At 68.2% G+C, this 23,880-nt stretch carries 19 protein-coding genes and 1 pseudogene; 10 read left to right on the top strand and 10 right to left on the bottom strand.

Annotated features, from left to right (window positions below; genetic code table 11):
* Positions 1–93: 93 nt before the first annotated feature.
* Together F0U60_RS50990 and F0U60_RS50995 are read left to right on the top strand one after the other, a co-directional pair.
* Positions 94–1,527, top strand: coding sequence for a glycosyl hydrolase family 18 protein (locus F0U60_RS50990; RefSeq protein ID WP_395811797.1), 1,434 nt, complete (start codon positions 94–96; stop codon positions 1,525–1,527).
* Positions 1,528–1,600: 73 nt separating this feature from the next.
* Complete coding sequence (locus F0U60_RS50995) at positions 1,601–2,926, top strand: family 16 glycosylhydrolase (protein ID WP_395811798.1); 1,326 nt, start codon at positions 1,601–1,603, stop codon at positions 2,924–2,926.
* A gap of 59 nt (positions 2,927–2,985) precedes the next feature.
* On the opposite strand, the gene F0U60_RS51000 is transcribed toward F0U60_RS50995, so the two are convergent.
* A complete protein-coding gene (locus tag F0U60_RS51000) occupies positions 2,986–3,549 on the bottom strand; it encodes a GNAT family N-acetyltransferase (RefSeq protein ID WP_395811799.1) in 564 nt (187 codons plus the stop codon).
* A 122-nt stretch (positions 3,550–3,671) separates the two neighbouring features.
* Here F0U60_RS51000 and F0U60_RS51005 point away from each other — a divergent pair, with 122 nt between their 5' ends.
* The 4 genes from F0U60_RS51005 to F0U60_RS51020 all read left to right on the top strand — a co-directional run bounded on the left by F0U60_RS51005 (position 3,672) and on the right by F0U60_RS51020 (position 8,109).
* The gene (locus F0U60_RS51005; protein WP_395811800.1) at positions 3,672–4,874 is read left to right on the top strand and encodes a glycosyl transferase family 39; all 1,203 of its coding nucleotides are present in this window, start codon (positions 3,672–3,674) and stop codon (positions 4,872–4,874) included.
* A 161-nt stretch (positions 4,875–5,035) separates the two neighbouring features.
* Positions 5,036–5,650, top strand: a complete 615-nt coding sequence (locus F0U60_RS51010; RefSeq protein WP_395811801.1) for a TetR/AcrR family transcriptional regulator — start codon at positions 5,036–5,038, stop codon at positions 5,648–5,650.
* Positions 5,651–5,740: 90 nt separating this feature from the next.
* Complete coding sequence (locus F0U60_RS51015; protein WP_395811802.1) at positions 5,741–6,613, top strand: SDR family oxidoreductase; 873 nt, start codon at positions 5,741–5,743, stop codon at positions 6,611–6,613.
* Positions 6,614–6,777: 164 nt separating this feature from the next.
* The gene (locus tag F0U60_RS51020) at positions 6,778–8,109 is read left to right on the top strand and encodes a hypothetical protein (protein WP_395811803.1); all 1,332 of its coding nucleotides are present in this window, start codon (positions 6,778–6,780) and stop codon (positions 8,107–8,109) included.
* 8 nt (positions 8,110–8,117) lie between these two features.
* Here the strand turns inward: F0U60_RS51020 and F0U60_RS51025 are convergent, their stop codons facing one another.
* The 5 genes and pseudogenes from F0U60_RS51025 to F0U60_RS51045 all read right to left on the bottom strand — a co-directional run.
* Positions 8,118–9,572, bottom strand: coding sequence for a hypothetical protein (locus tag F0U60_RS51025; RefSeq protein WP_395811804.1), 1,455 nt, complete (start codon positions 9,570–9,572; stop codon positions 8,118–8,120).
* 93 nt (positions 9,573–9,665) lie between these two features.
* Complete coding sequence (locus tag F0U60_RS51030) at positions 9,666–11,504, bottom strand: hypothetical protein (RefSeq protein WP_395811805.1); 1,839 nt, start codon at positions 11,502–11,504, stop codon at positions 9,666–9,668.
* 242 nt (positions 11,505–11,746) lie between these two features.
* On the bottom strand, positions 11,747–12,937 hold the full coding sequence (locus tag F0U60_RS51035; protein ID WP_395811806.1) for a cytochrome P450: 1,191 nt from the start codon (positions 12,935–12,937) through the stop codon (positions 11,747–11,749).
* A gap of 111 nt (positions 12,938–13,048) precedes the next feature.
* The gene (locus F0U60_RS51040) at positions 13,049–13,978 is read right to left on the bottom strand and encodes a hypothetical protein (RefSeq protein ID WP_395811807.1); all 930 of its coding nucleotides are present in this window, start codon (positions 13,976–13,978) and stop codon (positions 13,049–13,051) included.
* Positions 13,944–14,192, bottom strand: a pseudogene (locus tag F0U60_RS51045) (serine/threonine protein kinase); the annotation flags it as partial. The gene F0U60_RS51040 and the pseudogene F0U60_RS51045, both read right to left, overlap by 35 nt.
* Before the next feature lie 388 nt (positions 14,193–14,580).
* Here F0U60_RS51045 and F0U60_RS51050 point away from each other — a divergent pair.
* Together F0U60_RS51050 and agmC are read left to right on the top strand one after the other, a co-directional pair.
* Positions 14,581–16,434 (top strand): OmpA family protein, encoded by a 1,854-nt coding sequence (locus tag F0U60_RS51050; protein WP_395811808.1) that lies wholly within the window; start codon positions 14,581–14,583, stop codon positions 16,432–16,434.
* Positions 16,435–16,452: 18 nt separating this feature from the next.
* A complete protein-coding gene (agmC, locus tag F0U60_RS51055) occupies positions 16,453–18,432 on the top strand; it encodes an adventurous gliding motility protein AgmC (RefSeq protein WP_395811809.1) in 1,980 nt (659 codons plus the stop codon).
* Between the two features lie 79 nt (positions 18,433–18,511).
* On the opposite strand, the gene F0U60_RS51060 is transcribed toward agmC, so the two are convergent.
* Positions 18,512–18,874 (bottom strand): DUF1304 domain-containing protein, encoded by a 363-nt coding sequence (locus F0U60_RS51060; protein WP_395811810.1) that lies wholly within the window; start codon positions 18,872–18,874, stop codon positions 18,512–18,514.
* Positions 18,875–18,997: 123 nt separating this feature from the next.
* Between F0U60_RS51060 and F0U60_RS51065 the strand changes: the two genes are divergently transcribed.
* Entirely contained in the window at positions 18,998–19,459 is a 462-nt protein-coding gene (locus tag F0U60_RS51065) for a winged helix-turn-helix transcriptional regulator (RefSeq protein WP_395811811.1), read from the top strand.
* 3 nt (positions 19,460–19,462) lie between these two features.
* On the opposite strand, the gene F0U60_RS51070 is transcribed toward F0U60_RS51065, so the two are convergent.
* From F0U60_RS51070 to F0U60_RS51080, 3 genes are all read right to left on the bottom strand, one after another.
* Positions 19,463–20,533 (bottom strand): chemotaxis protein CheB, encoded by a 1,071-nt coding sequence (locus F0U60_RS51070; protein WP_395811812.1) that lies wholly within the window; start codon positions 20,531–20,533, stop codon positions 19,463–19,465.
* An 89-nt stretch (positions 20,534–20,622) separates the two neighbouring features.
* Positions 20,623–21,168 carry a PEGA domain-containing protein gene (locus tag F0U60_RS51075; RefSeq protein WP_395811813.1) on the bottom strand — a complete coding sequence of 182 codons (546 nt, stop codon included), beginning with the start codon at positions 21,166–21,168 and terminating at the stop codon, positions 20,623–20,625.
* Positions 21,169–21,285: 117 nt separating this feature from the next.
* Positions 21,286–22,812, bottom strand: coding sequence for a GspE/PulE family protein (locus F0U60_RS51080; protein WP_395811814.1), 1,527 nt, complete (start codon positions 22,810–22,812; stop codon positions 21,286–21,288).
* A gap of 257 nt (positions 22,813–23,069) precedes the next feature.
* Here F0U60_RS51080 and F0U60_RS51085 point away from each other — a divergent pair, with 257 nt between their 5' ends.
* Positions 23,070–23,801, top strand: a complete 732-nt coding sequence (locus F0U60_RS51085; protein ID WP_395811815.1) for a BON domain-containing protein — start codon at positions 23,070–23,072, stop codon at positions 23,799–23,801.
* Positions 23,802–23,880: the final 79 nt, after the last annotated feature.

Genomic DNA, 23,880 nt, shown 5'->3' on the forward strand with positions numbered 1-23,880 from the left:
CGAACAAATTTTTAACCCGAAGAGACAACCGGCCACCTCCATGCTCGACAACCAGCGAAACGCTGGAAAACCGGTTAAACGGAGGAGCCGTCTTTGTCCTACATCCCATCTCCCATTCGCAAGCTGGCCGTAGGAGCCGCCTTCCTCTCGTCGCTGATCGCCTGCTCCGGTCAGCCCGAGGTCCCCGCTGAAGAGTCCGCGGGCACGCAGGAGCAGGCCGCGCTCGCCACCCGGGTCGTTGGCTACTTCCCCACCTGGAATGGGGACGTCAACGCCATCCAGTACGACAAGCTCACCCACATCAACTACGCCTTCGTCGTGCCCACCGCGCAGGGAGGCCTCACGGGACCGGGCAGCGGGGACAGCCGGCTCCGCTCACTGGTGCAGACCGCGCACGCGCGAGGCGTCAAGGTGTCCATCGCGGTGGGCGGTTGGAACAACGGGGACGACTCTGGCTTCAGGAGTCTGGCCGCCAACGCCAGCACGCGAACGGCCTTCGTCAACAACCTGGTGAACTACGTGACGCAGGCCGGGTTGGACGGTGTGGACATCGACTGGGAGTACCCGGATCCCGGAGCCGAGTCCCAGAACTTCGCGCTGTTGATGAAGGAGCTGTCCACCGCGCTCCACAGCCGCGGCAAGCTGCTCACCGCGGCGGTCGTCGCCAACGGGTACACGGGCGGAGGCATCCCCGCCGCGACCTTCGCGGACGTGGACTTCCTCAACATCATGGCCTACGACGGCGGCCATCCCCACTCGACGTATGACTATGCCGTCCAGTCCCTGGATTACTGGCTCGGGCGGGGGCTCCCCAAGGACAAGGCGGTGCTCGGCGTTCCGTTCTACGGCCGCTCGCCCTCGTCCTATGTGGGCTACAGCACCCTGGTGTCCTGGGATGCGCAGGCCCCGTACAAGGACAACGTCGGCGACGTCTATTACAACGGCATCGCCACCATCCAGGCGAAGTCCAGGCTCGCGCTCCAGCGCGGCGGTGGCGTGATGATCTGGGACATCTCCGATGACGCCACCGGCAGCGCCTCGCTGCTGACCGCCATCTCCCAGGTCGTCGGGGGCACCCAGCCTCCTCCGCCGGGGCAGAACCTGCTCACCAACGCCAGCTTCGAGACGGGAAGCCTCTCCAGTTGGAACGGCGAGTGGCACAGCGGCGCGCTCGCGCACAAGGTCGACACGGACTACCCCTACGGGGGCAGCTACAAGCTCACCCACTGGGCCTCCACCGCCTATCAGCAGGTGACGGGCCAGGGATTGAGCGTGGCCAACGGCACCTACCAGGCCAGCGTCTGGGTGCGCTCCGGCGGCGGTCAGCGTGCCCTGCGCCTGTACGCCAAGAACCATGGCGCGGCGGAGCAGACGGCGGAGATCGGCTCGGGCGCCGTCTCCAGCTGGACGAAGTACACCCTCAACAACATCCAGGTCTCCAACGGCTACATCGAGGTGGGCGTCTACAGCGATGCCCTCGCGAACAACTGGGCGGCCTTCGACCAGTTCGAACTCGTCAAACAGTGAACCCCTGATAGCTAGAAATCTTGGAAACCAGAGAGATAACCGTCTATCATCGTGCCCCCCCAAGGAGTAGCGAATGGCTTTGAACATGAAGAAGGCAGTGCGCAGCCGTTGGATGTTGATGGCAGGAATCGGAAGCATGCTGCTGGGAGCTTCCGCCTGCACTCCCGAGGCCGCGCTCGCCCCGGAGACGCCGGAGGAGCTGAAGCAGCCCCTGGCCGCGCCCATCGGGCAGACCATCTGGCTGAAGGCCTGCCTGAACGGGAAGTTCGTCTCGGCGGATGCCAACCTCGGAGCGACGGCGCCGCTGGTGGCGGACCGCGCCGCGGCGGCGGGCTGGGAGCTGTTCCAGATTGTCGACGCGGGCAACGGCACCATCGCGCTGCGCGTCAGCGAGACGGGCAAGTACGTGTCGGCGGACACGAACCTCGGCGGCCAGCTCGTCGCGGACCGCACCGCCATCGGTGACTGGGAGCGCTTCACGTGGGTGGACTTCGGCAACGGCACCATCGGCCTGCTCGCCAAGAGCACGGGCAAGTACGTGTCGACCGATACGAACCGCGGCGCGAACGCGCCCCTGTACGCGGACCGCGCGACCGCCGGGTGCTGGGAGTCGTTCTCCTTCGGAACCTCGGGGGGTGGCACCGGTGGCTGGAAGCAGATCTGGAGTGACGAGTTCGACGGCACCAGCGTGAACACGTCCAACTGGAGCTACATCACCAACATCCACGTCAACAACGAGCAGCAGCAGTACACGAGCTCGCCCAACAACGTGCAGGTGAGCAACGGCACGCTGAAGCTCATCGCCCGCCGCGAGTGGAACAACGGCTACCCGTTCACCTCGGGCCGTCTGGAGAGCATCGGCAAGCGCGAGTTCCGCCACGGCGCCATCGAGGCGCGGCTCAAGATGCCCGTGGGCCCGGGCCTGTGGCCGGCGTTCTGGCTGCTCGGCAACGACATCAACCAGCCGGGGGTGGGTTGGCCCGCGTGCGGCGAGCTCGACATCATGGAGAACGTCGGCTACGGCGATTGGGTCTCCGGCGCCCTGCACGGCCCGGGTTACTCCGGCAACACGCCCATCAACGGCCGGTTCTACCCGAGCTCTCCGGTCAGCGACTGGCACACGTACCGCACCGAGTACTCGCCGACCGACATCAAGTGGTTCATCGACGGTCAGCTGGTGAAGACCACGCTGAAGTCGGAGGTCACCCGGTACGGCAACTGGGTGTACGACAAGCCCATGTTCATCATCCTGAACCTGGCGGTCGGTGGCGACTACCCGGCCGGCGTCAACGGGGCCAGCCAGCCGTACCACGGCGTGCCGCAGTCCACGGCGGATCTCATCGGCCGGACGCCGCAGGTGTTCGAGGTCGACTGGGTGCGCGCCTATCAGTGGCAGTAGTCAGTTGAGTTGAGGCAACGCGGCGGGGTTGGAGGTGGGGCCCAGCCCCGCCGCCGCGCTCAGCCCCCTGGAGTTCCGCGGTGGACCGCCCATTCGTGGGCGAGCACCGCCATGATGAGGGTGTCGTGCCAGGCCCCTTCCCAGAAGAGGCTCTGCCGCCGGACGCCCTCGAGGACGAAGCCAGCCTTCTCGTAGACGTGCCGGGCCCGAGGGTTGAAGTCGTAGACCTCCAGTTCCACCCGGTGCAGCCCCACCGTCTCGAAGGCATGCCGCAGTATCAGCCGGGTCGCCTCCGTCCCCAACCCCCGGCCAAAGGCGTGGGGCCCCGCGAGGCAGATGCGGAAGCCGCAGGAGCGGTTGACCTCGGAGAGGTTGTTGAGCACCACCTCGCCCAGGCACGCATCCGTGGCGACATCCGCGATGGCCAGGTCGAGGCGCTCCGACACCTCACCCCGGTTCGAGTACCACGCGTCCACGGACTCCCGGGTGTACTCGCCCCGCGAGCCGGTGAACCGGATGCACTCCGGTTCATGGAGCATCGCCCAGAGCGAGGGGATGTCTTCCTGACGGAAGGGCCGGAGCACGGCGTGGACGCCGCGGAGGACGGGCTTGTGCGAGAACATGGCACCGGAGACCCTCGCCCGGGCGCCGGCTCCACGCAACTCCGTGAGGAGTGGGTGTCCGACACCCGGCGCTCGGCTGTGACGTCGAGAGGGGCGTGTGTTAAGTCCGCGCGCCGTCCGCCATGTCCCTGCCCCCCGCCCTGCGCAAAGCCCTCCCTGTCCTGCTGGCCCTGCTCGCGCTCGGCCTGAGCTTCCGGCTCCCGCGCTACGACGGGCCCAACCTCTACGGCTTGCAGGCTCAGGCGTGGTTGGAGGGGAAGCTGGAGGTGCCAGGCCCGGTGGAGGACCTGAGCCTGTACGGGGGCCGCTACTACGTGGCCTTCCCGCCATTTCCCTCGGTGGTGGTGCTGCCGGCGGTGGCCCTTGTGGGGCACGAGCGCGTGCCCTACCGCGTCATGGCGCTGGGGGTGGCGGTGCTGGCGGCATGGGTGGCGTGGCGGGTGCTGCGGCGGCTGGAGATTCCACCCGAGGATCGGCCCTGGCTCGTGGCGGCGCTGCTGGCGGGCACGGCCTTCTGGTTCTGCGTGATGCAGAGCGAGGCAGTGTGGTTCCTCGCGCACGTGGTGGCGGTGACGTGCTCGCTGCTCGCGCTGGACGAGGCGCTGGGCCGCGGGCGCGGAGCCTGGGCGGGGCTGTGGGCGGGCCTGGCCTTCCTGTCGCGCCAGCTGTGCGTCTACCTGATTCCCTTCATCGCGGTGGCGGTGTGGCTGCGCCACGCGGAGGCGGGCCGGCGCAGACAGGTGTTGCACGCGGGCACGGTGCTCGCGGTGGCGGGGGTATGTACCCTGGCCTACCTCGCGCTCAACGCCGCGCGTTTCGGCAATCCGTTCGACACGGGCTACGCGGGAATGCCCCTGGGTGACTTCCTGGCCGAGCGTGTGAAGCGCTATGGGCTGTTCCACCCCGCCTACGTGCCCTTCAACTTCTTCCACATGTTCCTGGAGGGGCCCCACTTCATGTTCGGCGGGCCGCGGCAGCTGGCCCCGACAGGAATGGATGGCATGGGTACCTCGCTCACCTTCGCCAGCCCCTTCGTCTTCGTGGCGCTGGCGGCGCGCGGCGAGCGTGCCCTGCGGGTGGCGGCCTGGAGCATGGTGCTGCTCGCGCTCGTCCACATGCTGCACTACTACAACAACGGGTGGGTGCAGCTGAACGCGCAGCGCTTCAGCCTGGACTTCCTGCCAGTGCTGTGGGTGCTGGTGGCGCTCGGCACCCGGCGCTTGGAGACACGGCTGTGGAAGGGGCTCGTCGCCTGGTCGGTGGGGCTCAACGTGTTCGCCCTGGCGCTGCTGCCGGTGCTCATGCGCTCGATGCGCCGCTTGTGAAGGGCCACGCCCCCTGGGGGGTGTCCACGAAGTATTTCGACAGCGTCCGAGGGCCCATGGATGTCCCCTCTCCCTCTGGGAGAGGGTGAGGGTGAGGATCTTCTCCCTTGCCGTCAGAGCCCTGGGTGGACAATCGTGAATGACAGGTTCATCATTGAGTCATGGCCCAGTACCTCAAGGATGACGTCCGGGAGGACATTGCCGCCGCCGCGCTGAAGGTCTTCGCGCTCAAGGGGTACATGAGCGCCACCATGGCGGAGATCGCCAAGGCCGCGCGCATCTCCACCGGCAACATCTACCGGTACTACGAGAACAAGAGCGTCCTGTTCGATGAGGTGGTCAGCGACGACTTCGTCCGAACGTTCACGTCGCTCCTGCGCCGGAGGGTGCAATCGCTCGACGGAGTCTCCGACATCCGGACGCTTGGACCGACGGCCGCCTTCCATCTGGCCTCCGAGGAGCTGCTCCGGTTCTGCATCGACCATCGGCTGCGCGTCATCGTGCTGCTGGGGCGCGCCCAGGGCTCTCGCCACGAGGAGTTCTCCGAGCGACTGGTCCAGGAGCTCATCCAGCTCGCCGTGGCCCACTTCCGCTCGCTCCATCCCGGCACGCGAGTGACGGCAACGGCCCGGTTCAACCTGGAGCGCATCTACCGAAACCTCGTGGGCGCCATGGTGGACATCCTCACGCGCTTCGAGGACGAGGCCCTCATCCGCGAGGCCGTCGAGGGCTATTCCAAGTACCACCTGGCAGGACTGGCGAACTTCTTCGGCTGATCTTTTTTTTGTCACATAAGTGAACCATCCATTCACTTTTCTGGAACACACAGCGACACGGCCGGAATGGACCGGCGGAGGGAGAAGCACATGGCGGGGAAGATTCTCATCATCGGAGCGACGGGCGCGGTGGGTCGGGAGCTCCTGGCGCGGCTCGAGACGAGCGGGGAGGAGGTGCTCGCCGCCTCGCGCCATCCGGCAGGCGCGGCGTCTGAAGTCCAGACGCGGGCCCGCTTCGTGACGTTCGACCTCGAACGGCCAGAGACCTTCGCCCCGGCCCTGGACGGGGTGGATCGCGTCTTCTTGATTGCTCGGCCCGGAGACGAGCACGCGGACCGGCTGGCCCTTCCCCTCATCGACGAGATGAAGCGGCGAGGCGTCCGGCACGTCGTCAACCTGAGCGCCATGGGCGCCGAGCTGCGAAGCGGCTTCGCGCTGCGCAAGGTGGAGCTGTACCTGGAGGACTCGGGTATCGGGTTCACGCACCTGCGGCCCAACTGGTTCATGCAGGTGTTCAGCTCGGGGACCCTGCTCGCGGGCCTGCGCGCGACGGGGGAGATCCGCATCCCCGCCGGCCACGCGAAGATCTCCTATATCGACGTGCGCGACATCGCGTCCGTCGCGGCCCTCGCGCTGACCGAGCCAGGCCACAGGGGGAAGGCCTATACGCTCACGGGGGATGAGGCGCTCGATACCACCGAGGTTGCCCAGCTCCTCTCGCACGCGGCCCAAAGGCCCCTCCGGTACGTTCCCCTCAGCGAGGACGAGGCGCGTTCGACGCTCCGGGCGGCCGGGTTTCCGGACGAATGGGTCGAGCGGTTGATCCAGTTCTATCGCTTCGTCCGCGAGGGGTTCTGCGCCCCTGTCTCACCCGATGTGCGCACGGTGCTCGGACGGCCCGCGAGGACCTTCGCCGCGTTCGCGCGGGAGCATGCGTCGCTCTGGGCGGCGCCTTCGGTTTGAGCTCCCAGGTTGGCAGGCGGGGCGTGTTACCGGCGGTAACAGTGGTTACCAAATCACACTGGACGCAGTGCGGCAGCATGGGACTTCCAGAGCGGGAGCGTTGTGGTACGGAGGTTGCGTTCGCAGCGCCAGGCACCCATCGACCCCACAACCCCAGGGAAGCCATGAAGACTGCTCGACTCGCCGCATTGATCATCTCGGGGGGACTCTGCTCGGCCACCCAGGCAGTGGCCCAGACGACCCCCGGTACCGGTGATGCCTCCACTCCGGCCGCCACCCAGCCCGCGCCGACTCCGACGCCTCCCCCGGCTGTCGCCCCGCCGCCAGCCCCGGCCGCTCCCAGTGACGATGAGAACCTCTTCCGGTTCTACGGCACGCTCACCCCGCGCATCGTGATTTCCGATGGAGCGGTGGAGTCCTTCAACCAGCCCAACGCCTCCGCCGTCAGCGCCGCGGGCAACCCCGCCTACGCCACCGCGCCGGACAGGTCCCGCCACACCTTCCAGGTGGCGCAGTCGCGCGTGGGCTTCTGGCTCAACGAGAAGGGGCCGCTGCGGGCGCAGCTCGAAATCGACTTCGTGGACTTCACCAAGGCCACGCCCACCGTCGCCAGCCTGCCTCGCCTGCGGCTCGTGCACGTGGACTACACCTTCCATCCCGGCCACACCGTGTCCCTGGGACAGGATTGGGATCTGCACGCCCCCCTCAACCCGCACGGCATCAACCTGGTGGGAGCGCTCTTCCAGGCAGGCAACAGCGCCTTCATGCGCCAGCAGCTCAAGTACTTCTACAGCAAGCCGAGCTTCGAGCTGGGTGTGGCCGTGGGCTTCCCCGCCCCCAACGTCACGGCCAAGGATGCGGCCTTCGAGATTGGTGCCCTGCCCACCTTCGCTGTGCGCGGCACCTACAAGTTCGGCAAGAGCCGGGTGGGCGCCTCGGCCCTCGCCACGCGGATTCCCTTCAACTTCGGAGCCGCGGACGAGCGCTACGCCGCCGCCTTCGCCGCCGCGCTCTTCACGGAGCTCGCCCCCTCGGACAACACCAACATCCGGGTGGAGCTCAACTACGGGCAGAACTCCGCCAACCTGGGCCTGCTGACGCTGGCGCAGGGCCGGGCCAGCGATGACGTGCAGGAGCTGGGAGGCTACATCTCCGTGCGCCAGGTGCTGACGGGCATGCACGCCGTCTACGGCATGGCTGGCTACCAGAAGGTGCTCGAGCCCTCGAAGGTGGTGCCCAGCTACGCCTACGCCGCTACGACCGGGGACGCGCTGCCCGCGCTCGGCAGCGCCACGCTCTCGGGTACCGGACCGGGCCTGCTGCACAACGGCACGGTGCGCCTGGGCTACGAGCTCAAGCCCTCCCGCCGGCTGGCCTTCGTGCTGGAGGGCTTCCTCTTCCAGTCGCACTTCCGGCAGCAGGCGGTGGACGTGGGTCGCTTCGAGGCGGAGCGCACCGCGCTGGGAATCGAGACGGGCGCCATCCTGAGCTTCTGAGTCAGGCGTCAACCCTCTGGGGGCGGGGACGCGTCAGCACCAGCCCCGGGGCGCCCCAGTCCCCGGTTCACCGCGGGTATCGACGCGGTGACCGGGCCCACGTAGAAGATGCCGTGGTAGCCATCCTTGTTCGGTCGCTCGAACAGGTGCACGAAGAAGCGGTCCCCGTTGTCCTTGCCGCGCGCGGGCCGCACACCGCACTCCAGCCGCTGGTTCGAGGCCTCCGCCGCGCAGATCCACGCCGAGCCGCTGTTGTAGGCCATGTCCAGCGCCACCACGTTCTTGAGCTGCGCGGTCAGCAGCAGGCCCATGGGCTTGTGGCTGGCATCCCAGGGCAGGCCCTGGACGGTGCGCGGGTGGATGTTGCCGGACACCACCAGGAAGAAGCGCCCCTGCGCCTGGCGCACGTGTGAGAGCACCGTGGCGGCCATGGCGTCCTCGTGCGCCTGCCCCTTGGAGCCGGGGTGGTCGAACACGAAGACATCCACGTCCAAGCCCCGCGCGCGGAGCTGGCGCAGTTGCTCCAGCAGGTTGGCCATGGCCTCGCTGCTCCGCCCATCCTGGTAGGGATTGCGCCAGAAGGGGGCCTCCATCAGCTTCAACCAGTCATCCTCCGTGCCGGCACTCCGGAGGAAGGTGGCCACGCGCTCCTGCTGAACCACGGGTAGCTCCAGCCCCACTGTCACGGGAGTCCCGTTCGCAGCCGCTTGGCAGGCGCTCTGCGCGATGAAGCGCGGCACCTCCTGCGTGCCATGCAGCTCGCCCAGCAGCAACACGCCCCCAGGCTTCACCTGAGCCGCGAGGCCGGCGATCGGCTGCCCGCACTCCACCGCCAGCGCCGCGACGGGCGCCGCCTTCACCTCCGGTGCCTGCGCTCCCTCCGCGGCGGACGCCTCTCGCTTGGCCAGCCTGGGCGCCAGCGCCTCGTACACCTTCCACTCCATCATCAGGTCACGCGAGCCCTGCGCCGAGCCAGCCACGATGCCGTTCTCCCCTCTTGGCATCTCGCCCATGTCCACCAGGTCCTCGGCGCTCTGGTACCATTCCAGCCCATCCGATGAGGCCTCGCCATTGCCGCCCCCCAGCCCCCGGTCCACACCCCAATCGAGCTCGTCTCCCGCGCGCGCCAGCGTTCTGTTCGCGGTTCGGGTGACGCGGGTGATCCACAGCTTGCTCCGCACGGGGGTCTCGCGCTTGCCCAGCACGAGGTAGCGATGCCAGTAGCCCGCCACCCTCGAGCCCCCAAATTCCTGACGCCACTCCGTCTCCAAGACGAAGTTGCCCTTGTCCTCGCGGAAGGACAGCCCGTTGTCTGTGAAGAATTGGCGGACCGAGGGCCAGACCTCCTCCAGAGGAGCGTCGTAGATGGCCTCCTCGCCTGGAGCCTCCCATCCCTTCAGCCCCGCGGCGCAGCCGGCCAGCAGGAACGCGAGTCCCATCGACACAAACACTCCCAAGCGCATCTTCGCTCCTCCGGGCAGGAACCGTGACCCCGGAGATTCAACGACCCGCGTGGGAAGAACATATCGGCCAGGTTATCTGGAACGCCGCGCGGCCTACTTCACCAGCTCTCCCGTCCTCTCCTCGTACCAGCGGAACGGGCGCAGGATTTGAATATGGGTGCCCTCGGCGCTCGCCTCCACGCCCAAGGGGAGGGGCCCCACCTTCACCAACATCACCGCGTGAGGGGAGCCCCCGACACTCTCCGCTCTCCCGCGCAACTCGAGCCCTCTGCCCCGAGCATGCAAGCCTTCCACCTTCGCGCCCTCGGCGCCCAACGAGATAGAGCCGGAGAGTCCCAGGTTCCTGGCGGTGAGCAGGGACGAGAGCACGTGGGGCAAGGTGCCCTGCTGGGTGAGCAGTGCAACGAAGGGAGTCGCGTTGGAGAAGCTCCCCGTGAAGCGCCCCGTGAAGCCCAGTGGGGACAGGGAGAGGGTTGCCTCTGGGAAATCCAAGGTGCCGTCCCAGCCCTGCGCTTCGTCCTTGTTTCCCGTTCGCACGAAGACGTCGCGCAGCATCATGCGACTGCCATGCAGCGTCACCGTGTCCTGGTGGAAGGCCAGCTTCCGCATGTCGATATCCAGCAGGACGCGCCCGCCCAGAGTCGCGCCGCCCCAGCGCGCTTGGAGGTCTTCCGTACTCAGCTCCAGGTGGGCCTCGCCTCCCTCTGTCTCGGGGCTGGCTCGGGATGAGACCTCCAGTATCAGACGGCCGGACTCCACCTGGAACGAGGGCCCCAGCCATCCGTTGAGCAGACGTAGCTCCAGGGGATTGCTGCGCGCCGCGCGGAGCACGAGGTGCACATCGGGGAGCGGCTGGCCCAGGCGCGGGGACTTCGCGCCCAGCAACACCGTCATCTCCGACGTCTCCAGCGCCGGCCCAGCGCCTCCCTCCAGCCGCACAGGCCCCAGCGTGAGCTTCAGTCCAAAGCGATCCTCGCCGTCCTCTCGCCCGTACACATCCGCGCGCAGCTTCCAGGGGGCCTTCAGCGCCAGGGGGTCCACCATGGGCAGCACGAGGGGCGCTCCCTCGCCTTCAATCCGAGTCCCCGGTGCGAGGCGGCCCTCCTTCACATGCACATCCGCCTCGATGCGCCCCGCGCCCCCTTTCAGGACGACGCCGGCGAACCGGGGTGAGAGTCGCTGCAGCCCCTCGAGCGAGGGAAGGGAGGCGGTGAAGCGAAGCCGCCCTTGCGTCAGCCCGGTGATGAGGTCGAGCCCCTCGGGCTCCTGGCGCTGCACCTCGAGGGTGACGGCTCCCGAGCCCTGCTCCACGTGGGCCACGGCCGCGCGTTGGTAGAAGAGCTGCCCCGGTCCAAGTTGCAGCCGCGCGTCCCGCACGAGGACACGCCGCCCCGGCGTCATCTCCAGGCTCCCGGTGACCTCCGTGATTCCGGTGAGCCGCGCCTCGTTCCACTCCAGCTCGCGCACCTCCTGGACGCGTACTCCGTGCAGGTCCAGTTTCCAGGGGTCCTTGGGTTTCGGAGCCTTCCCCGGAGACTGCGCGCCACGCTCGGGTGTCACGGTGTGGAGTTGGACGCGCAGACCGTGGACGTCGAGGGACTCGGTTCGCAACCGCCGCGCCAGCAGGGAGAGGAGGGACAGCTTCACCTCCACTCGCTCCATCTCGAGTTGCCAGTGGCCGCCGTTCCGCTCCTCCTGCCGCAACGTCAGGTCCCGGACGTAGACGTGCCCAGGCACCAGGCTCCAGGCGTGGCTCCAGTCCACGCTCAAGCGCCCGAGGAAGAGATTGAGCACCGTGGCCAGGAGACCGGTGACGAGAATCGCGTTGTAGAACAGCTCGAAGACGAGCAGCGCCCCGAGTCCCCCCAGGAGCGGGCGGCGCCACCGGGTCAGGCGGCGGGAGCGAGAGAGGAGTGAGGAGAGCGGCGGCATCCTTCGCAGCAAAGAAGGCACCCTGCGCGCAAGCGGCGAGGGGGTGACCCGACTCTGGTGAGTCGAGTGTCTTCCAGGACACTCCGTGGACATCCCCTCTCCCTTTGGGAGAGGGTTAGGGTGAGGGTATCCAAGCCCGTTCTTCAACCCGTGGCCCACCGTGTGGACCCACGGGTTCAACCCGGGTTCACCCGATACCCTCACCCCGTCCCTCTCCCGAAGGGAGAGGGGAAATGGCCGCGCTACGGCTTGGCGTGTGCGACCACGGGCAGGACGCGGGGACCGCGCACGGTGAAGGAGTGGTTCCACTCCAGGGGTCCACCGGACGTGAAGCGCGAGAAGCGTGACAGCAGCACGTCCAGGCCAATGCGGGCCTCCAGCCTCGCGAGCGGCGCTCCGAGGCAGAAGTGGATGCCGTGGCCAAAGGGCAGGTTGTTCACGCCCTCTCGGTCCATGTTGAAGCTCTCCGCATCCGGGAAGCGCGTGTCGTCGTGGTTGGCCGAGCCGATGAGCAGCATCACCCTCGCGCCCGCTGGAATGCGCACGCCGCTCAGCTCCGTCTCAGCCGTGGTGAGCCGGGCGATGGCCTGCACGGGCGGCTCGTAGCGCAGCACTTCCTCGACGAAGCGCGGGAGCAGCGAGCGGTCCGCCCTCAAGCGCTCGAGCACGTCCGGGCGCGCCATGAGGAAGCGCATGCAGTGGCCGAGCAGGTGGATGGTGGTCTCCAGGCCCGCCACCAGCAGCAGGAACATGAAGCTCATCAGCTCCGCGTCGCCGAGCGACTCGCCGTCCACGCGGGCCTGGAGCAGATCCGACACCAGGTCCTCGCGCGGCTCGCGGCGGCGGCGGGCCAACACCGCGGCCATCTCCGTCTCCGCCTCCCGGACCGTCGCGCGGATCTCCTCCCGGCGCTTCTCGTCCTGGGGGTTGGCGCTGATGCTGGTGAGGTCATCCGCCCAGCGCTTGCAGCGCGCATGCAGGGAGGGCTCCAGCCCGATGAGCTCGCCGATGACGCTGGCGGGCAGTGGGAGGGTGAAGGCGTCCACGAAGTCCACCACCTGCCCCTCGGGGATGCGCGCGACGATGGCTTCGGCGAACTGGCGCACGCGCACCTCCAGCCGGGCGAGCGCCGCGGGCCCGAAGGCCCGGTTGACCAGGGTCCGCAGCCGCGTGTGATTCGGCGGATCCTGTCCAATCATCGAGTCCGCGAACGGATTGTGCCCCAGCCACTCCGGCTTCGTGGCCACGCGCATGCCCGTATTGGAGAAGATCTGCGGATTCTTGAAGGCAGCCACCACGTCATCGTGGCGGGTGACGACCCAGTAACCACCGGGGTCCACCTGGCACACCGGCGCGTTTCGTCGCAGCTCGGCGTAAACGGCATAGGGATGGGCCCGAACCTCGGGCGCCAACAGATTGATACGTCCACTCATCTCGACAGTCCTCCGCACGGGCGGAGCGTGGGAACACCGGCCTTCACCCACGAACGCTCCCCCCCGACTGGAACTGTCCCTGATCCGGGCGCTCGGCGCCAGATGGGCACTTCACTCCTTCTGGATGCTGACCTGGAGGAGCGTGGTCTCTCCCTCCCGCACATTGATGAGCTCATCCCTGTGCTTCGACAGCCTCTGGCTGAAGAACGTCACGATGTGGGGCCCTGCCGGGAGATTCACGGGCCGTAGGGGCAGGTCTCCCAACTCCTCCCCATCCACGAAGACGGTGACCCCGAGCTGGCCGTGAAACTCGAGGGTGCCCTTGGGGCCCGTGTATTTGGCCCATATGGCGTGCTTGGACCTCGAAGAACCGCCACCGCGGGATGAACTCGGGGGCTTGGGCGTCACGGGAGCCGGCGCAGCGGCATTCTCGTCGTTGGCCTTCCCGTCGTTGGGAGTGGGAGACGCCGACGCGGAGGCTGGGGATCCAGCGTCCGGGGTGGACGGCTCGAGCTCGGGGAAAGGTTGAACCCTCGCTGCGGCCTCCTCGGGCTTGGGTGCCGCAATGGAGCGCCAGAGCACAACGCCGCTCCCCGCCGCGATCAACAGGAAGCCCCCGAGCGCCAGCTCCTTCACGGGGAAGCGCAAACGCCTCACGAGCGCTCGCTCCTGCTCCGTCAGCATCTCCTCGGAGGGAGAGGGAGGTGCCGCCACGGGGACCGGAGTGAGCCGAGGCCTGGACACCCGCGTCGTCGCTGGCGTGCTGGGGGCCCCCGCATCCGTCCTCGTAATGGGAGACGCCGGCGTGTGGACGGGAGTGACCGAGTACTTCCGCTCCTGGTGTGTCGTGCCCTGCGTGACCACGGGGAGCGAGTGGTCGGTGCTCGAGGAGACCTGGGTGATGAGCTGGGCGATCTGCGGCATCGTCACCGGCTTGCCCACCGAGAGGATGAACTCCTCCAGGTCCGACTGGAATGCGTGACAGTCCGGGTAGCGCTGCTCGCGGTCCTTGGCGAGCGCCCGGCCCAAGATGCGTCGCAACGAGCAGGTCCACGCCTTGCGCCGAGGCCCGCTTGACGGGCGTGCGCAGGTTGGGCCCGTCGATGTACTCCATGGCCAGGAAGTACGAGCCGTCCGCCTCGCCGAAGTCGAAGATTTGAACGATGTGAGGGTGCGTGAGCTGCGCGGCCAGCCTCGCCTCGGAGAGGAACATCTCCACGAAGGCAGGCTCCTCGGCCAGATGCGGCAGGATGCGCGCCACGGACGCCAAGCCCGGCGTGACGGGACACGGCTTTAAAACACAAGGAAATGGGAGACGAAAGAAAGGGGACCTTCCCACGAGGCGCTCTCTGGCTCCAGAGGGGGAAGGGTCGCACGAACGCCTTGCGCTTCACCCGCACACACCTGGGTCCACCCGATTGATGATCTGTGCACGCACCGGGCTCCTCCCCCAAAACGTTTCATTGCCCTCGGGCGGCAGTGGGGGTAGGAGAGGGCGGATTGTTTGAATGATTGGACAGTTGGGAGAAACCAGCGCCGGGGATGAATTACCGGAATTCCGGTGCCCCGCAGCACGCAGGGTCGTACCTCCCCGCACGATGGGTCAGGTGGACTCCTCCCATTGCGCTCCACACGGAGAACCCATGAGCTACACGAAGCCGCGCCCGCCGAAGTGCTCGGCGCAGTCCGTGCGTCTATCCGCCCTCGCCGTCCTGTTGCTCGCCTCGACCGCGCTCGCCCAGCCCGAGGGCGTGCCCGGGTTTGAGTTGGAGCGTCTGGAATTGAACCCCAACGGCCGGGGCTCGCTGGTGATGGGCACCGGCGAGTTGCTGCCCTCGGGTGGGTTCCGCCTTTCGCTGCTGGGTCATTACGAGAAGAATCCACTGAGACTGTACGCGGATGGGGAGCCGGTGGGCGCGGTGGTGGGAGATCGGGCCACGGCGCACCTGTTGATGGCCTGGGCCCCGCTGCGGTGGCTGGAGCTCGGCCTCCACCTGCCGCTGGTGGTGTGGCAGCGCGGGGATGACCTCAGCGCCCAGGGTATCGGCGCTCCGGCCCAGACGGGACTGGGGACGCCCTCGGCCCACGTGCGGGTGGGGCTGCTCGCGCAGCGGCGCAAGGCCCCGTTGGACCTGGCGGTTGAGCTGGGCGTGGGAGTTCCCGTGGGCAGCCTGGAGACGCTCTCCCGGGACAACACCTTCCGGTTCTCGCCCAAGCTGATGCTGGGCCGGCGCTTCGGCCTGCTGCGCGCCGGAGTGGAGGCGGGCGCGCTGATCCGCCCCACGGTCACCCTCATTGATGACCAGAACGTCCAGGACGAGGTGGGCAACGAGGTGCGCCTGGGCGCGGTGCTCGCCACCACGGGTAGCGGGTTGCGCGGAGAGCTCAACGTGCGCGGCACCCTGCCGCTCACGAACCAGCCGAGCTCCCTGGAGCTGTTGGCCGGCCTCCGGCTGCCGCTGGGTCAGCTGGCGGAGCTCTATGCGTTGGGCGGTCCCGGCTTCGGGGATACGCCCGGTACGCCGTCCTTCCGCGTGCTGCTCGGCGTGGCGCTGGGAGGCTCCGAGCCCCCGGAGGCCGCGCCGCGGGACGACGATGGCGACGGCGTGACGAATGACGAGGACAAGTGCCCCAACGAGCCGGGCCCGGCCAGGAACAAGGGCTGCCCGGAGAAGGACACGGACGGCGACGGCATCGTGGACTCCGTGGACAAGTGCCCCAAGGAGGCGGGCCTGGCCCAGAACCAGGGCTGCGCGGTGGCGGACTCGGACGGGGATGGCATCGCGGATGGCAAGGACAAGTGCCCGAATGAAGCCGGTCCACCCGAGAACCAGGGCTGCGCGGTAGCGGACCGGGATGGCGACGGCATCGAGGACGCCAAGGACAAGTGCCCCACGGAGGCAGGCCCGACCGCGCGTCAGGGCTGCCCGGTGAAGGACACGGACGGCGACGGCGTCGTGGACGAGCGCGACGCATGCCCCAAGGAGTCGGGTCTGGTGGAGCTGCGCGGCTGCCCGCCGAAGGACACGGACGGAGACGCCGTGTCGGACCACCTGGACAACTGCCCCAAGGAGAAGGGTGTGGAGGCCAACCACGGCTGCCCGCCGCAGCAGGAGCAGTTCGTGGCCATCCAGAAGGGCCAGCTGGAGATCAAGCAGGCCGTGTTCTTCGCCACCAACAAGGCCATCATCCAGCGCCGCTCCTTCCGGCTGCTGGATCAGGTCGCCCGGGTCATCAAGGAGCACCCGGAGATTGAGAAGATCATCATCGAGGGGCACTCCGACAACATCGGCGATCCGGACGCCAACCGCAGGCTCTCGCTGGCGCGCGCGCAGTCGGTGAAGGAGTACCTCGTGAAGAAGGGTGTGGAGGCCACGCGCCTGGAGGCCAAGGGCTACGGGCCCGATCGGCCCCTGCTGTCCAACAAGACGGCCAAGGGCCGTGCGGCCAACCGCCGCGTGGCGTTCACCATCGTCAATCCCGAGAGCGAGCAGTAACCCAAGGAATCAAAGGTCATGAAAACTCCATTCATGAAGAAGTGGCTCGCGGCCGCCCTGTGCGTGCTGACTCTCGGCGCGGGGACGGCCCTGGCCGAGCCCGACTCGTTCGGACTGGGCTCGGGGCGCAATGGGCCGCTCACCGTGGCGGGCAGCGGCACCATCATCAACAGCTATGCCCAGGTGACGGGAGCGCTGGCGACGGGGAACACCTCCATCCCCATCGAGCCCTGCACCGGCTGCTTCGCGGACGGCGATCTGGTGATGGTGTACCAGACGACGGGCATCACGCCGGTCCCCGCCTCGGGACTCCAGGAGCCCATCGATCTCACCAATAGCCCGGTAGGGCGCTGGGAGTTCGCGCGGGTGGCCTCGGTGACGGCGTCGACGCTGGAGCTGACGGCGCCGCTCGTCCACGAGTACGCAGCGAACGTGACCCAGGTCATCCGCGTGCCCGAGTACACCACGGTCACCATCGCCGCCGGTCAGGGCATCACGGCTCCCGCCTGGAACGGGCGCACGGGCGGTATCGTCGTGTTCCTGGCCAATGGCGTGGTGTCCAACAACGGGTTGATCACCGCCAGCGGTATCGGGTTCCGCGGGGGCCAGTACGTCAATGACATCACCGGGTTGCGCGGCTGCACGGGGGTGGATGAGCCAGCCCCAGCGGGCGCACAGAAGGGCGAGGGCATCGGAATCTCGCGCTACGGCGCTGAGCAGACCGGGCGCGGCAACGTGGCCAATGGCGCGGGCGGCGGAGTCTGCTTCAAGTCGGGCGGTGGCGGAGGTGGTAATGGCGGCGCGGGCGGTCAGGGAGGACGCTCGGAGGCACCATCCGACGGTGGCCGGGATGTTGGAGGATTGGGGGGCGCGGCGCTCACCTACTCGTCACTGAACCACCTCACGTTCGGCGGTGGCGGCGGGGCTGGGCATAGCGCCAGTAACACAGGCGTGCCGGGCGGCAATGGCGGTGGCGCCATCTTCATCCGGGCCGATCAACTCACAGGCAATGGCAGTATCAATGCCTCGGGTAACCTGGGGAGTGCATCGGCCTCGGATGGAAGCAGTGGCGGTGGAGCGGGAGGCTCCGTCTACCTGCGCGTCGCCAGAACGGCCGATTGTGCTTCGCTCTCCGCCAGTGGCGGCATCGGAGGCAACGTGAACATCCCCCGCGTGGGCCCTGGGGGTGGTGGTGGCGGTGGGCATGTTCTGTTCCAGGCTGCGGGAGGGAGCTGCGGCAGCAACATCTTCGCCACCCGCGCTGCGGCCGGAGTCCAACAGGATCCCACCGACCCCTCCTACGGAGCCCAGGCGGGCAGCAACGGCATTTCCAACGTGCTGCCAGGCGGATTCGTCGTGCCACCGCCTCCCACGGTGGTCACACCGCCCAACGGCAGCATCACCAACAACAATCGTCCTCCCATCACGGGCAAGGCCCTGCCCAACGCCACGGTCATCATCTACCTCGATGGCGCCGAGCTCGGCTCGACGACGTCTGATGCCTCCGGCAACTACTCCCTCACCCCGCCCTCGCCGCTGTCCGACGGCGAGCACACGGTGCAGGCCGTCACGGAGTATCAGGCGGTGCGAGGCGCCAGGAGCGCGGTCAACACCTTCACCGTGGACACCAGGCCGCCAGACACCAACATCGTCTCCGGTCCGTCAGGCTTCACCCAGGAGCGGGATGCGACGTTCGAGTTCAGCTCGGACGAGCAGAACGTCACCTACGAGTGCAGCCTGGATAACGCCGAGTTCACTCCATGCCCGTCGCCCATCACCTTCATCAACCTGGCCGAGGGGCCGCATACCCTGCGGGTGCGCGCCCGTGATGCCGCGGGCAACGTGGATGACACCCCGGCCTCCCGGAGCTTCCGCGTCACCACCGCGGACCTCGCCCTCCTGGGCAGTGGCTGCTCGGCCACGGGCGGGGACTCCTCGCTGGTCCTGATGGGCCTGGGCGCACTCGCCGCGCTGGTCCGCCGTCGGCGCCACAACTAGGGACACACTCCACGCCGTGATTCGGGCCGGGCCCCCTTCCCTTCCTTGGGAAGCGGGGCCCGACTCTTTTCCACCCGAGTCAGTGGGCCAGGACCACCAGGGTCAGTGCGGCCACCGCGGGCACTGCCTGGACGAAGAGGATGCGCCGGTTGACGGTGAGCGCGCCGACAACGCCGGCCACGATGACGCACGCCAGGAAGAAGATCCTCGCCTGGAACCCCACGGGCTCGCTGGTGACCAGGCCCCACACCAGGCCGGCGGCGAGGAAGCCGTTGTACAGGCCCTGATTGGCGGCCAGCGGCGCCGACCGCTCGGCGAACTCCCGATCGGTTCCAAAAATCTTCATCCCGCGCGGGGTACGCCAGAGGAAGGCCTCCAGCACCAGGAAGTACACATGGATGACGGCAACCAGGCCCACCAGCAGCTGCGAGACCGTACTCATATCCGTTCCCTTCGGTTCCTCCCGGCGCATTCGTGGCCGACGCCAGGGGTCAGTTGGTTCTTCAAACTGACTGCACCCTAGCACCTGGGTTTGGTTTTCCAACTGACAAGTTAGAATGGGCGCATGTCGAAGAAAGAGGCCGGTCCGCGGGTGTGCTCGCTGGCCGCCGCATTGGAGCTGGTGGGGGAGAAGTGGTCGCTGCTCGTGCTCCGGGAGGTCTTCTACGGGGTGCGGCGTTTCGAGGGCATCGCCCAGAACACGGGGGCGCCGCGAGACGTGCTCACCACGCGCCTGCGCAAGCTGTCGGACGCGGGCGTCCTGCAGCGGGTCCAGTATTCGGAGCGTCCGCCGCGCAGCGAGTACCAGCTCACCCAGGCGGGGCTCGAGCTCGCGCCCACGCTGCTCACCCTGCTACAGTGGGGTCAGCGGTGGGCCACGGACGTACCGGCCACCCGCGCCGCCTTCATCCACGACTGCGGGGAGCACCTCCAGTCGGTCCTCACCTGCCGGGCCTGCGGCCGCCACGTCACGGGAACGGATTTGAAGCTCGACCGGGAGGAGGACCCCCCACCCACCACCGGGTAGTGCCTACGCCGAGGGCGAGCCCCTGCCGGAGGGCGAGGGGCAGGCTCTCGCGAGCGTGACCAGCAGCGAGGACATTTCGCCCGGGGTGAGCGTCTGGCTCGCCGCCCCGAGCGCCCTCGCCGCTCCCGGCATCCCGTCCACCACGCAGCTCGCCCCGTCCTGCGCCACCGTCAGCGCTCCCGCCTGGCGCATCGCCAGCAGCCCACGCGCGCCGTCCTCACCCATCCCCGTGAGCAACAGCCCCACCGCTCTGGAGCCGTAGAAACCCGCCACGCTCTCGAAGAGCACGTCCACCGAGGGCACCGCCAGGCCCCTCGACACCTGTGTCTGCAACCGGCCCCCACGCACCGCCAGGTCCCGGTCCGCCGGAGACACGTACACCGTCCCGGGTTCCAGCCACTCCCCGCCCTGCGCCGCCACCACCCGGTGCCCCGTGCCGCACAGCCAGCGCGCGAAGCCCGGCTCGAAACCCCGCACAATGTGCTGCGCCACCACCACCGGAAAGGGCGCGGGCGACGGCAACACGCGCAACATCTCGTACACCAGCGGCGGCGCTCCCGTGGACCCTCCGATCGCCAGCAGCGAGCAGGGTCTCGCCTCCGACGCGGGCACCACGAACGACGTCGCGGGCTGTACCACCGGCAGCCGCAGCGCCGTCCGTCTGCGGCCCACCACCCGCGCATGTGCCATCACCCGCACCGTGCGCAGCAGCCGCTCGCGGAACTCCTTCACCGCCTCCAGCCCGCCCACGATGGGCTTGGCCAGCACCTCCACCGCTCCCGCCCTCAAGGACTCGAAGGTCCTGTCCCTCCCCGGTGTGTCCAGCTGCCCGCTGAGCACCACAATGGGACAGGGCGTCGTGGCCATGATCTCCGAGATGGCATCCACCCCGTCCATCCCCCCGGGCAGGACCAGGTCCATCAACACCAGTTGGGGATTCCATCGCTGCACCGCCGCCACCGCGTCGCGGCCGTTGCTCACGGCCGGCAACAGCTCGATGTCCGGCTCACGGCGCAAGATCTGCTCGAGGAAAGCGACGACCGAACGCGAGTCCTCAACCAGCAGCAGCTTCAACTGTGCGGCCTCCCTACCCGTCAACGCTCACCCCAGGCCCAGGAAGGGAGCCTGTTCGAACACACCCTTTAACACATACGCCCGGTCGCTCACTTCTTGCCGGAGGACCGGGAGCCCTTGCGCAACGAAGCCGTCACCTTCACCAGCGCATCGTGCGGGCAGAGCGTGGTGTGCTTCGCCTTCTCGTAGCCACGCAGGGAGATATCGATGATGACCGGCTTGCCCGGAAGGCACTCGAGCCCCACCGACACGGGCGTCTCTCCCTGATCCTTCCCATCCACCCGGACGTTGGCTCCGGCCGGCTCGGACTCGACCACGAGGATGGCCCCCTCGAACGCGGCGCGCGACTCCCGCGTCACCGAGTTTCGCGAGGGTGCCTGCGGAGCCGGGGTGCGCTCCACCGGGGCCTCCTCCTCCGGGGCCGACGACTCTCCCGAGGACTCGGACTCCACCGGCTCGGAGAAGGTGGGCGTCAGGGTGAGCATCTGCGGCGCCGTGGACAGCTCGCCGAGGACCAGCGGGCGGACGAACAGCCCCACCGCTGCCAGGGCGCACAGCGCGGAGGCCAGCTTCAACACCGCGGCCACTGACTCGCTCCCGGCGCCAGCCCCACGGCCGGAAGGCACCGACGTCATGGCCCGTGGCGGTCCTCCATCGGAAGCACGGGGTCCTCGCACGGGACCGGGGGAGGAGGGCGCCTGAGTCTGCGGTGCGTTGCTGTTCATGACTCCACCTCCAGAGCTGCACCGAACTCAGCCCACCACACGGAAGACCTCACGCAACGACGTGACCCCGGCATTCACACGCTCCAACCCCGCGGCGAGCAGCGGAATCATGCCCTCCTGCACTGCGATGTCATGCGTCTGCGACGTGGGCACCTTGGTGTTGACGCACTCGCGAATGGCCGGGCTGACACGCAGCACTTCATAGAGGGCAGCACGCCCCAGGTAGCCGGAGCCATCGCAGCGCTGACACCCCGCCGCCGCGAAGAACGGACCCGTGGTGGGCAGACCCGCCGCCTCCAGCCGCGCCAGCTCGTCGATCTCCGGGCTGGTGGGGATGCGGCAGTGCGGGCACAGCGCGCGCACGAGCCGCTGCGAGATGCTCGCCACCGTAGCGGACGCGAGCAGGAAGGGCTCCACCCCCATCTCAATGAGCCGGTTGAAGACGCCCGCCGACGAGCTCGCGTGCACCGTGGTGAGCAGCAGGTGTCCACTGAGGCCAGCCTGGATGGCGGTGCGCGCCGTCTCCGCGTCACGAATCTCGCCCACCATGATGACGTTGGGATCCTGGCGCAGCACGGACCGCAGGCCCTGGGCGAAGGTGAAGCCCTGCTCGGCATTCACCTGCGTCTGGGAGAAGAGCGGTACGTCGTACTCCACCGGATCCTCAATGGTGGCGATTCGCGTCAGGTCCCCGCGCGTCTGCTTGATGTAGCCCAGCGAGGCATACAGCGTCGTCGTCTTGCCACTGCCGGTCGCCCCCGCGACGAAGATGACGCCCTGGGGAGCGTCGAGCAGGCGCTGGTAGGTGGTGAGGACCCCCTGGGGGAAGCCCAGCTTGCCCAGCTCGGGCAGGCGCACGGTGCTGCGGGCGATGCGCAGCGCCACGGACTCGCCGTGGTTGGTGGGCAGCAACGACAGACGGATGTCCGCCGGGCCCTCCTGGGTGCTGATGGCGAAGTGGCCGTCCTGGGGCCGGTCCGAGCGGAAGAGGACCGCCTTGCCCAGCACCTTGAGGCGGTTGATGAGGCGCGGGTGGTGCTCGCGCGGCAGCATCATCACCTCTTCGAGCACGCCATGAACGCGAAAGGCGATGCGCGTGCCCTGCTCCAGCGGGTGCATGTGCACGTCGCTGGCGCCCACGCGGATGGCCCCATCCAGCAGCATGTCCACGAAGGCGATCATGTCCGGCTCGGCACGCATGACATAGCCACGCAGCACGACCTGCAGCTCGGCGAGCATCTCGCGCACGGCGACCGCCACATCCGCGTCCACCACCGCGAGCGGGGACAGGGACTGCCGCCGCGCGAAGGACTGGCGCGAGCGGCGGACCCGGCTCTCCGCCCAGGCCCCTCCCACGCCCAGCACAAGGCACAACCCCACACAGCCGAGCACAGTCGGTGTGACGGCAAGTCCGAGGAAGCGCAAGCCCAACCGGCGCGCGGTGTCCACGTCCTGGAGGGGATTCTGGTAGAGCCAGGCGCCGATGCTCCCGACGAGCACCAACAGGGTCAGCACCCACGTCGCCTGGGCGGCTCTTCGGAGAAGCTGAATCATGAGAGAGCCCGCACGCTAGCAGGTGGGTCCTCTTGCCTCAATTCCACGGACGCCCGTTGAGCAGGCAGGACAGCGCTCTTCAGCGGAAATCCTCACCACCGCCGCAGCCGTTCGCGGGCCGGCGAGGCGTGTGCGCCCACCAGGCACGGACCCATGAGACGAGCGGACAAGTAACACCTCCCTCGCAAGCCGAGCAGGAACGGAGGATATCTCGTGCCGTAACTACCTTCTCCTGGAGCCCTGTCCGGGAGACGGAGATGACCACAGCCCATCCCATCCTCGACTCCATCCGCGACGCGATGGAGCACCATCCAAACATCCACCTCACGCCACACCCAGTGCACCTGTCGCTTGAGAAGGGCGACGTGCTCATCCTGGACGGCGAAGTCCAGGACGTGGCCTCGAAGAAGCTCCTGCTGGAGGTAGCCGCGTCCACTCGGGGCGTGTCCGGCATCGTGGACCGGCTGCACGTGGTTCCCGCCAAACCCATGAGCGACACAGAGGTGTGCCAGCACGTGGTGGACGCGCTCCTGGACGAGCCCACCCTGCGCGACTGTGGCGTACGCGTGCGCGACGGCGGTGAGGTACGCGTGCTGCGGCCGACCGCCCCCGGCGTGCGCGGCTGCATCGACGTGCGCGTGGAAGACGGCGTGGTGACGCTGGATGGGGACATCAACAGCCTCGCCGCCAAGCGCCTGGCGGGGGTGCTCGCCTGGTGGGTGCCCGGTGCGCGCGACGTGGTGAACGGGCTCGGCGTGGAGCCTCCCGAGTCCGACAACGACGCGGAGCTCTCCGAGGCCGTGCACGTCGTGCTCGACAAGGACCCGTTCATCGACGCCGGGGAGATCGCCGTGGACACCCATGGCCGCACAGTCACCCTGCGCGGCGTGGTCCACGGCGAGGCTCAGCGCCGCATGGCGGAGAACGACGTCTGGTACGTCTTCGGCGTGGACCAGGTGGAGAACCACCTCACCGTCCTCGCACCTTGAGCGGGGCTCACCCCCACCTCCGGTGCTGGCCCGACTTAATATTCCAGGGTTACAGTGCTTGCCTGAATGGGCCCGTCCA

The organism is Archangium minus (assembly GCF_044360475.1).
Taxonomy (GTDB): domain Bacteria; phylum Myxococcota; class Myxococcia; order Myxococcales; family Myxococcaceae; genus Archangium; species Archangium minus.

Bases quoted from the DNA above. Each gene is read 5' to 3' on its own strand.
- F0U60_RS51015 (WP_395811802.1), top strand. From the start codon at position 5,741: ATGGCGGGGAAGATTCTCATCATCGGAGCGACGGGCGCGGTGGGTCGG.
- F0U60_RS51065 (WP_395811811.1), top strand. From the start codon at position 18,998: ATGTCGAAGAAAGAGGCCGGTCCGCGGGTGTGCTCGCTGGCCGCCGCA.
- F0U60_RS51035 (WP_395811806.1), bottom strand. From the start codon at position 12,937: ATGAGTGGACGTATCAATCTGTTGGCGCCCGAGGTTCGGGCCCATCCC.
- F0U60_RS51085 (WP_395811815.1), top strand. From the start codon at position 23,070: ATGACCACAGCCCATCCCATCCTCGACTCCATCCGCGACGCGATGGAG.
- F0U60_RS51020 (WP_395811803.1), top strand. From the start codon at position 6,778: ATGAAGACTGCTCGACTCGCCGCATTGATCATCTCGGGGGGACTCTGC.
- F0U60_RS51010 (WP_395811801.1), top strand. From the start codon at position 5,036: ATGGCCCAGTACCTCAAGGATGACGTCCGGGAGGACATTGCCGCCGCC.
- F0U60_RS51030 (WP_395811805.1), bottom strand. From the start codon at position 11,504: ATGCCGCCGCTCTCCTCACTCCTCTCTCGCTCCCGCCGCCTGACCCGG.
- F0U60_RS51075 (WP_395811813.1), bottom strand. From the start codon at position 21,168: ATGACGTCGGTGCCTTCCGGCCGTGGGGCTGGCGCCGGGAGCGAGTCA.
- F0U60_RS51080 (WP_395811814.1), bottom strand. From the start codon at position 22,812: ATGATTCAGCTTCTCCGAAGAGCCGCCCAGGCGACGTGGGTGCTGACC.
- agmC (WP_395811809.1), top strand. From the start codon at position 16,453: ATGAAAACTCCATTCATGAAGAAGTGGCTCGCGGCCGCCCTGTGCGTG.
- F0U60_RS51000 (WP_395811799.1), bottom strand. From the start codon at position 3,549: ATGTTCTCGCACAAGCCCGTCCTCCGCGGCGTCCACGCCGTGCTCCGG.
- F0U60_RS51060 (WP_395811810.1), bottom strand. From the start codon at position 18,874: ATGAGTACGGTCTCGCAGCTGCTGGTGGGCCTGGTTGCCGTCATCCAT.
- F0U60_RS50995 (WP_395811798.1), top strand. From the start codon at position 1,601: ATGGCTTTGAACATGAAGAAGGCAGTGCGCAGCCGTTGGATGTTGATG.
- F0U60_RS51005 (WP_395811800.1), top strand. From the start codon at position 3,672: ATGTCCCTGCCCCCCGCCCTGCGCAAAGCCCTCCCTGTCCTGCTGGCC.
- F0U60_RS51050 (WP_395811808.1), top strand. From the start codon at position 14,581: ATGAGCTACACGAAGCCGCGCCCGCCGAAGTGCTCGGCGCAGTCCGTG.
- F0U60_RS51025 (WP_395811804.1), bottom strand. From the start codon at position 9,572: ATGCGCTTGGGAGTGTTTGTGTCGATGGGACTCGCGTTCCTGCTGGCC.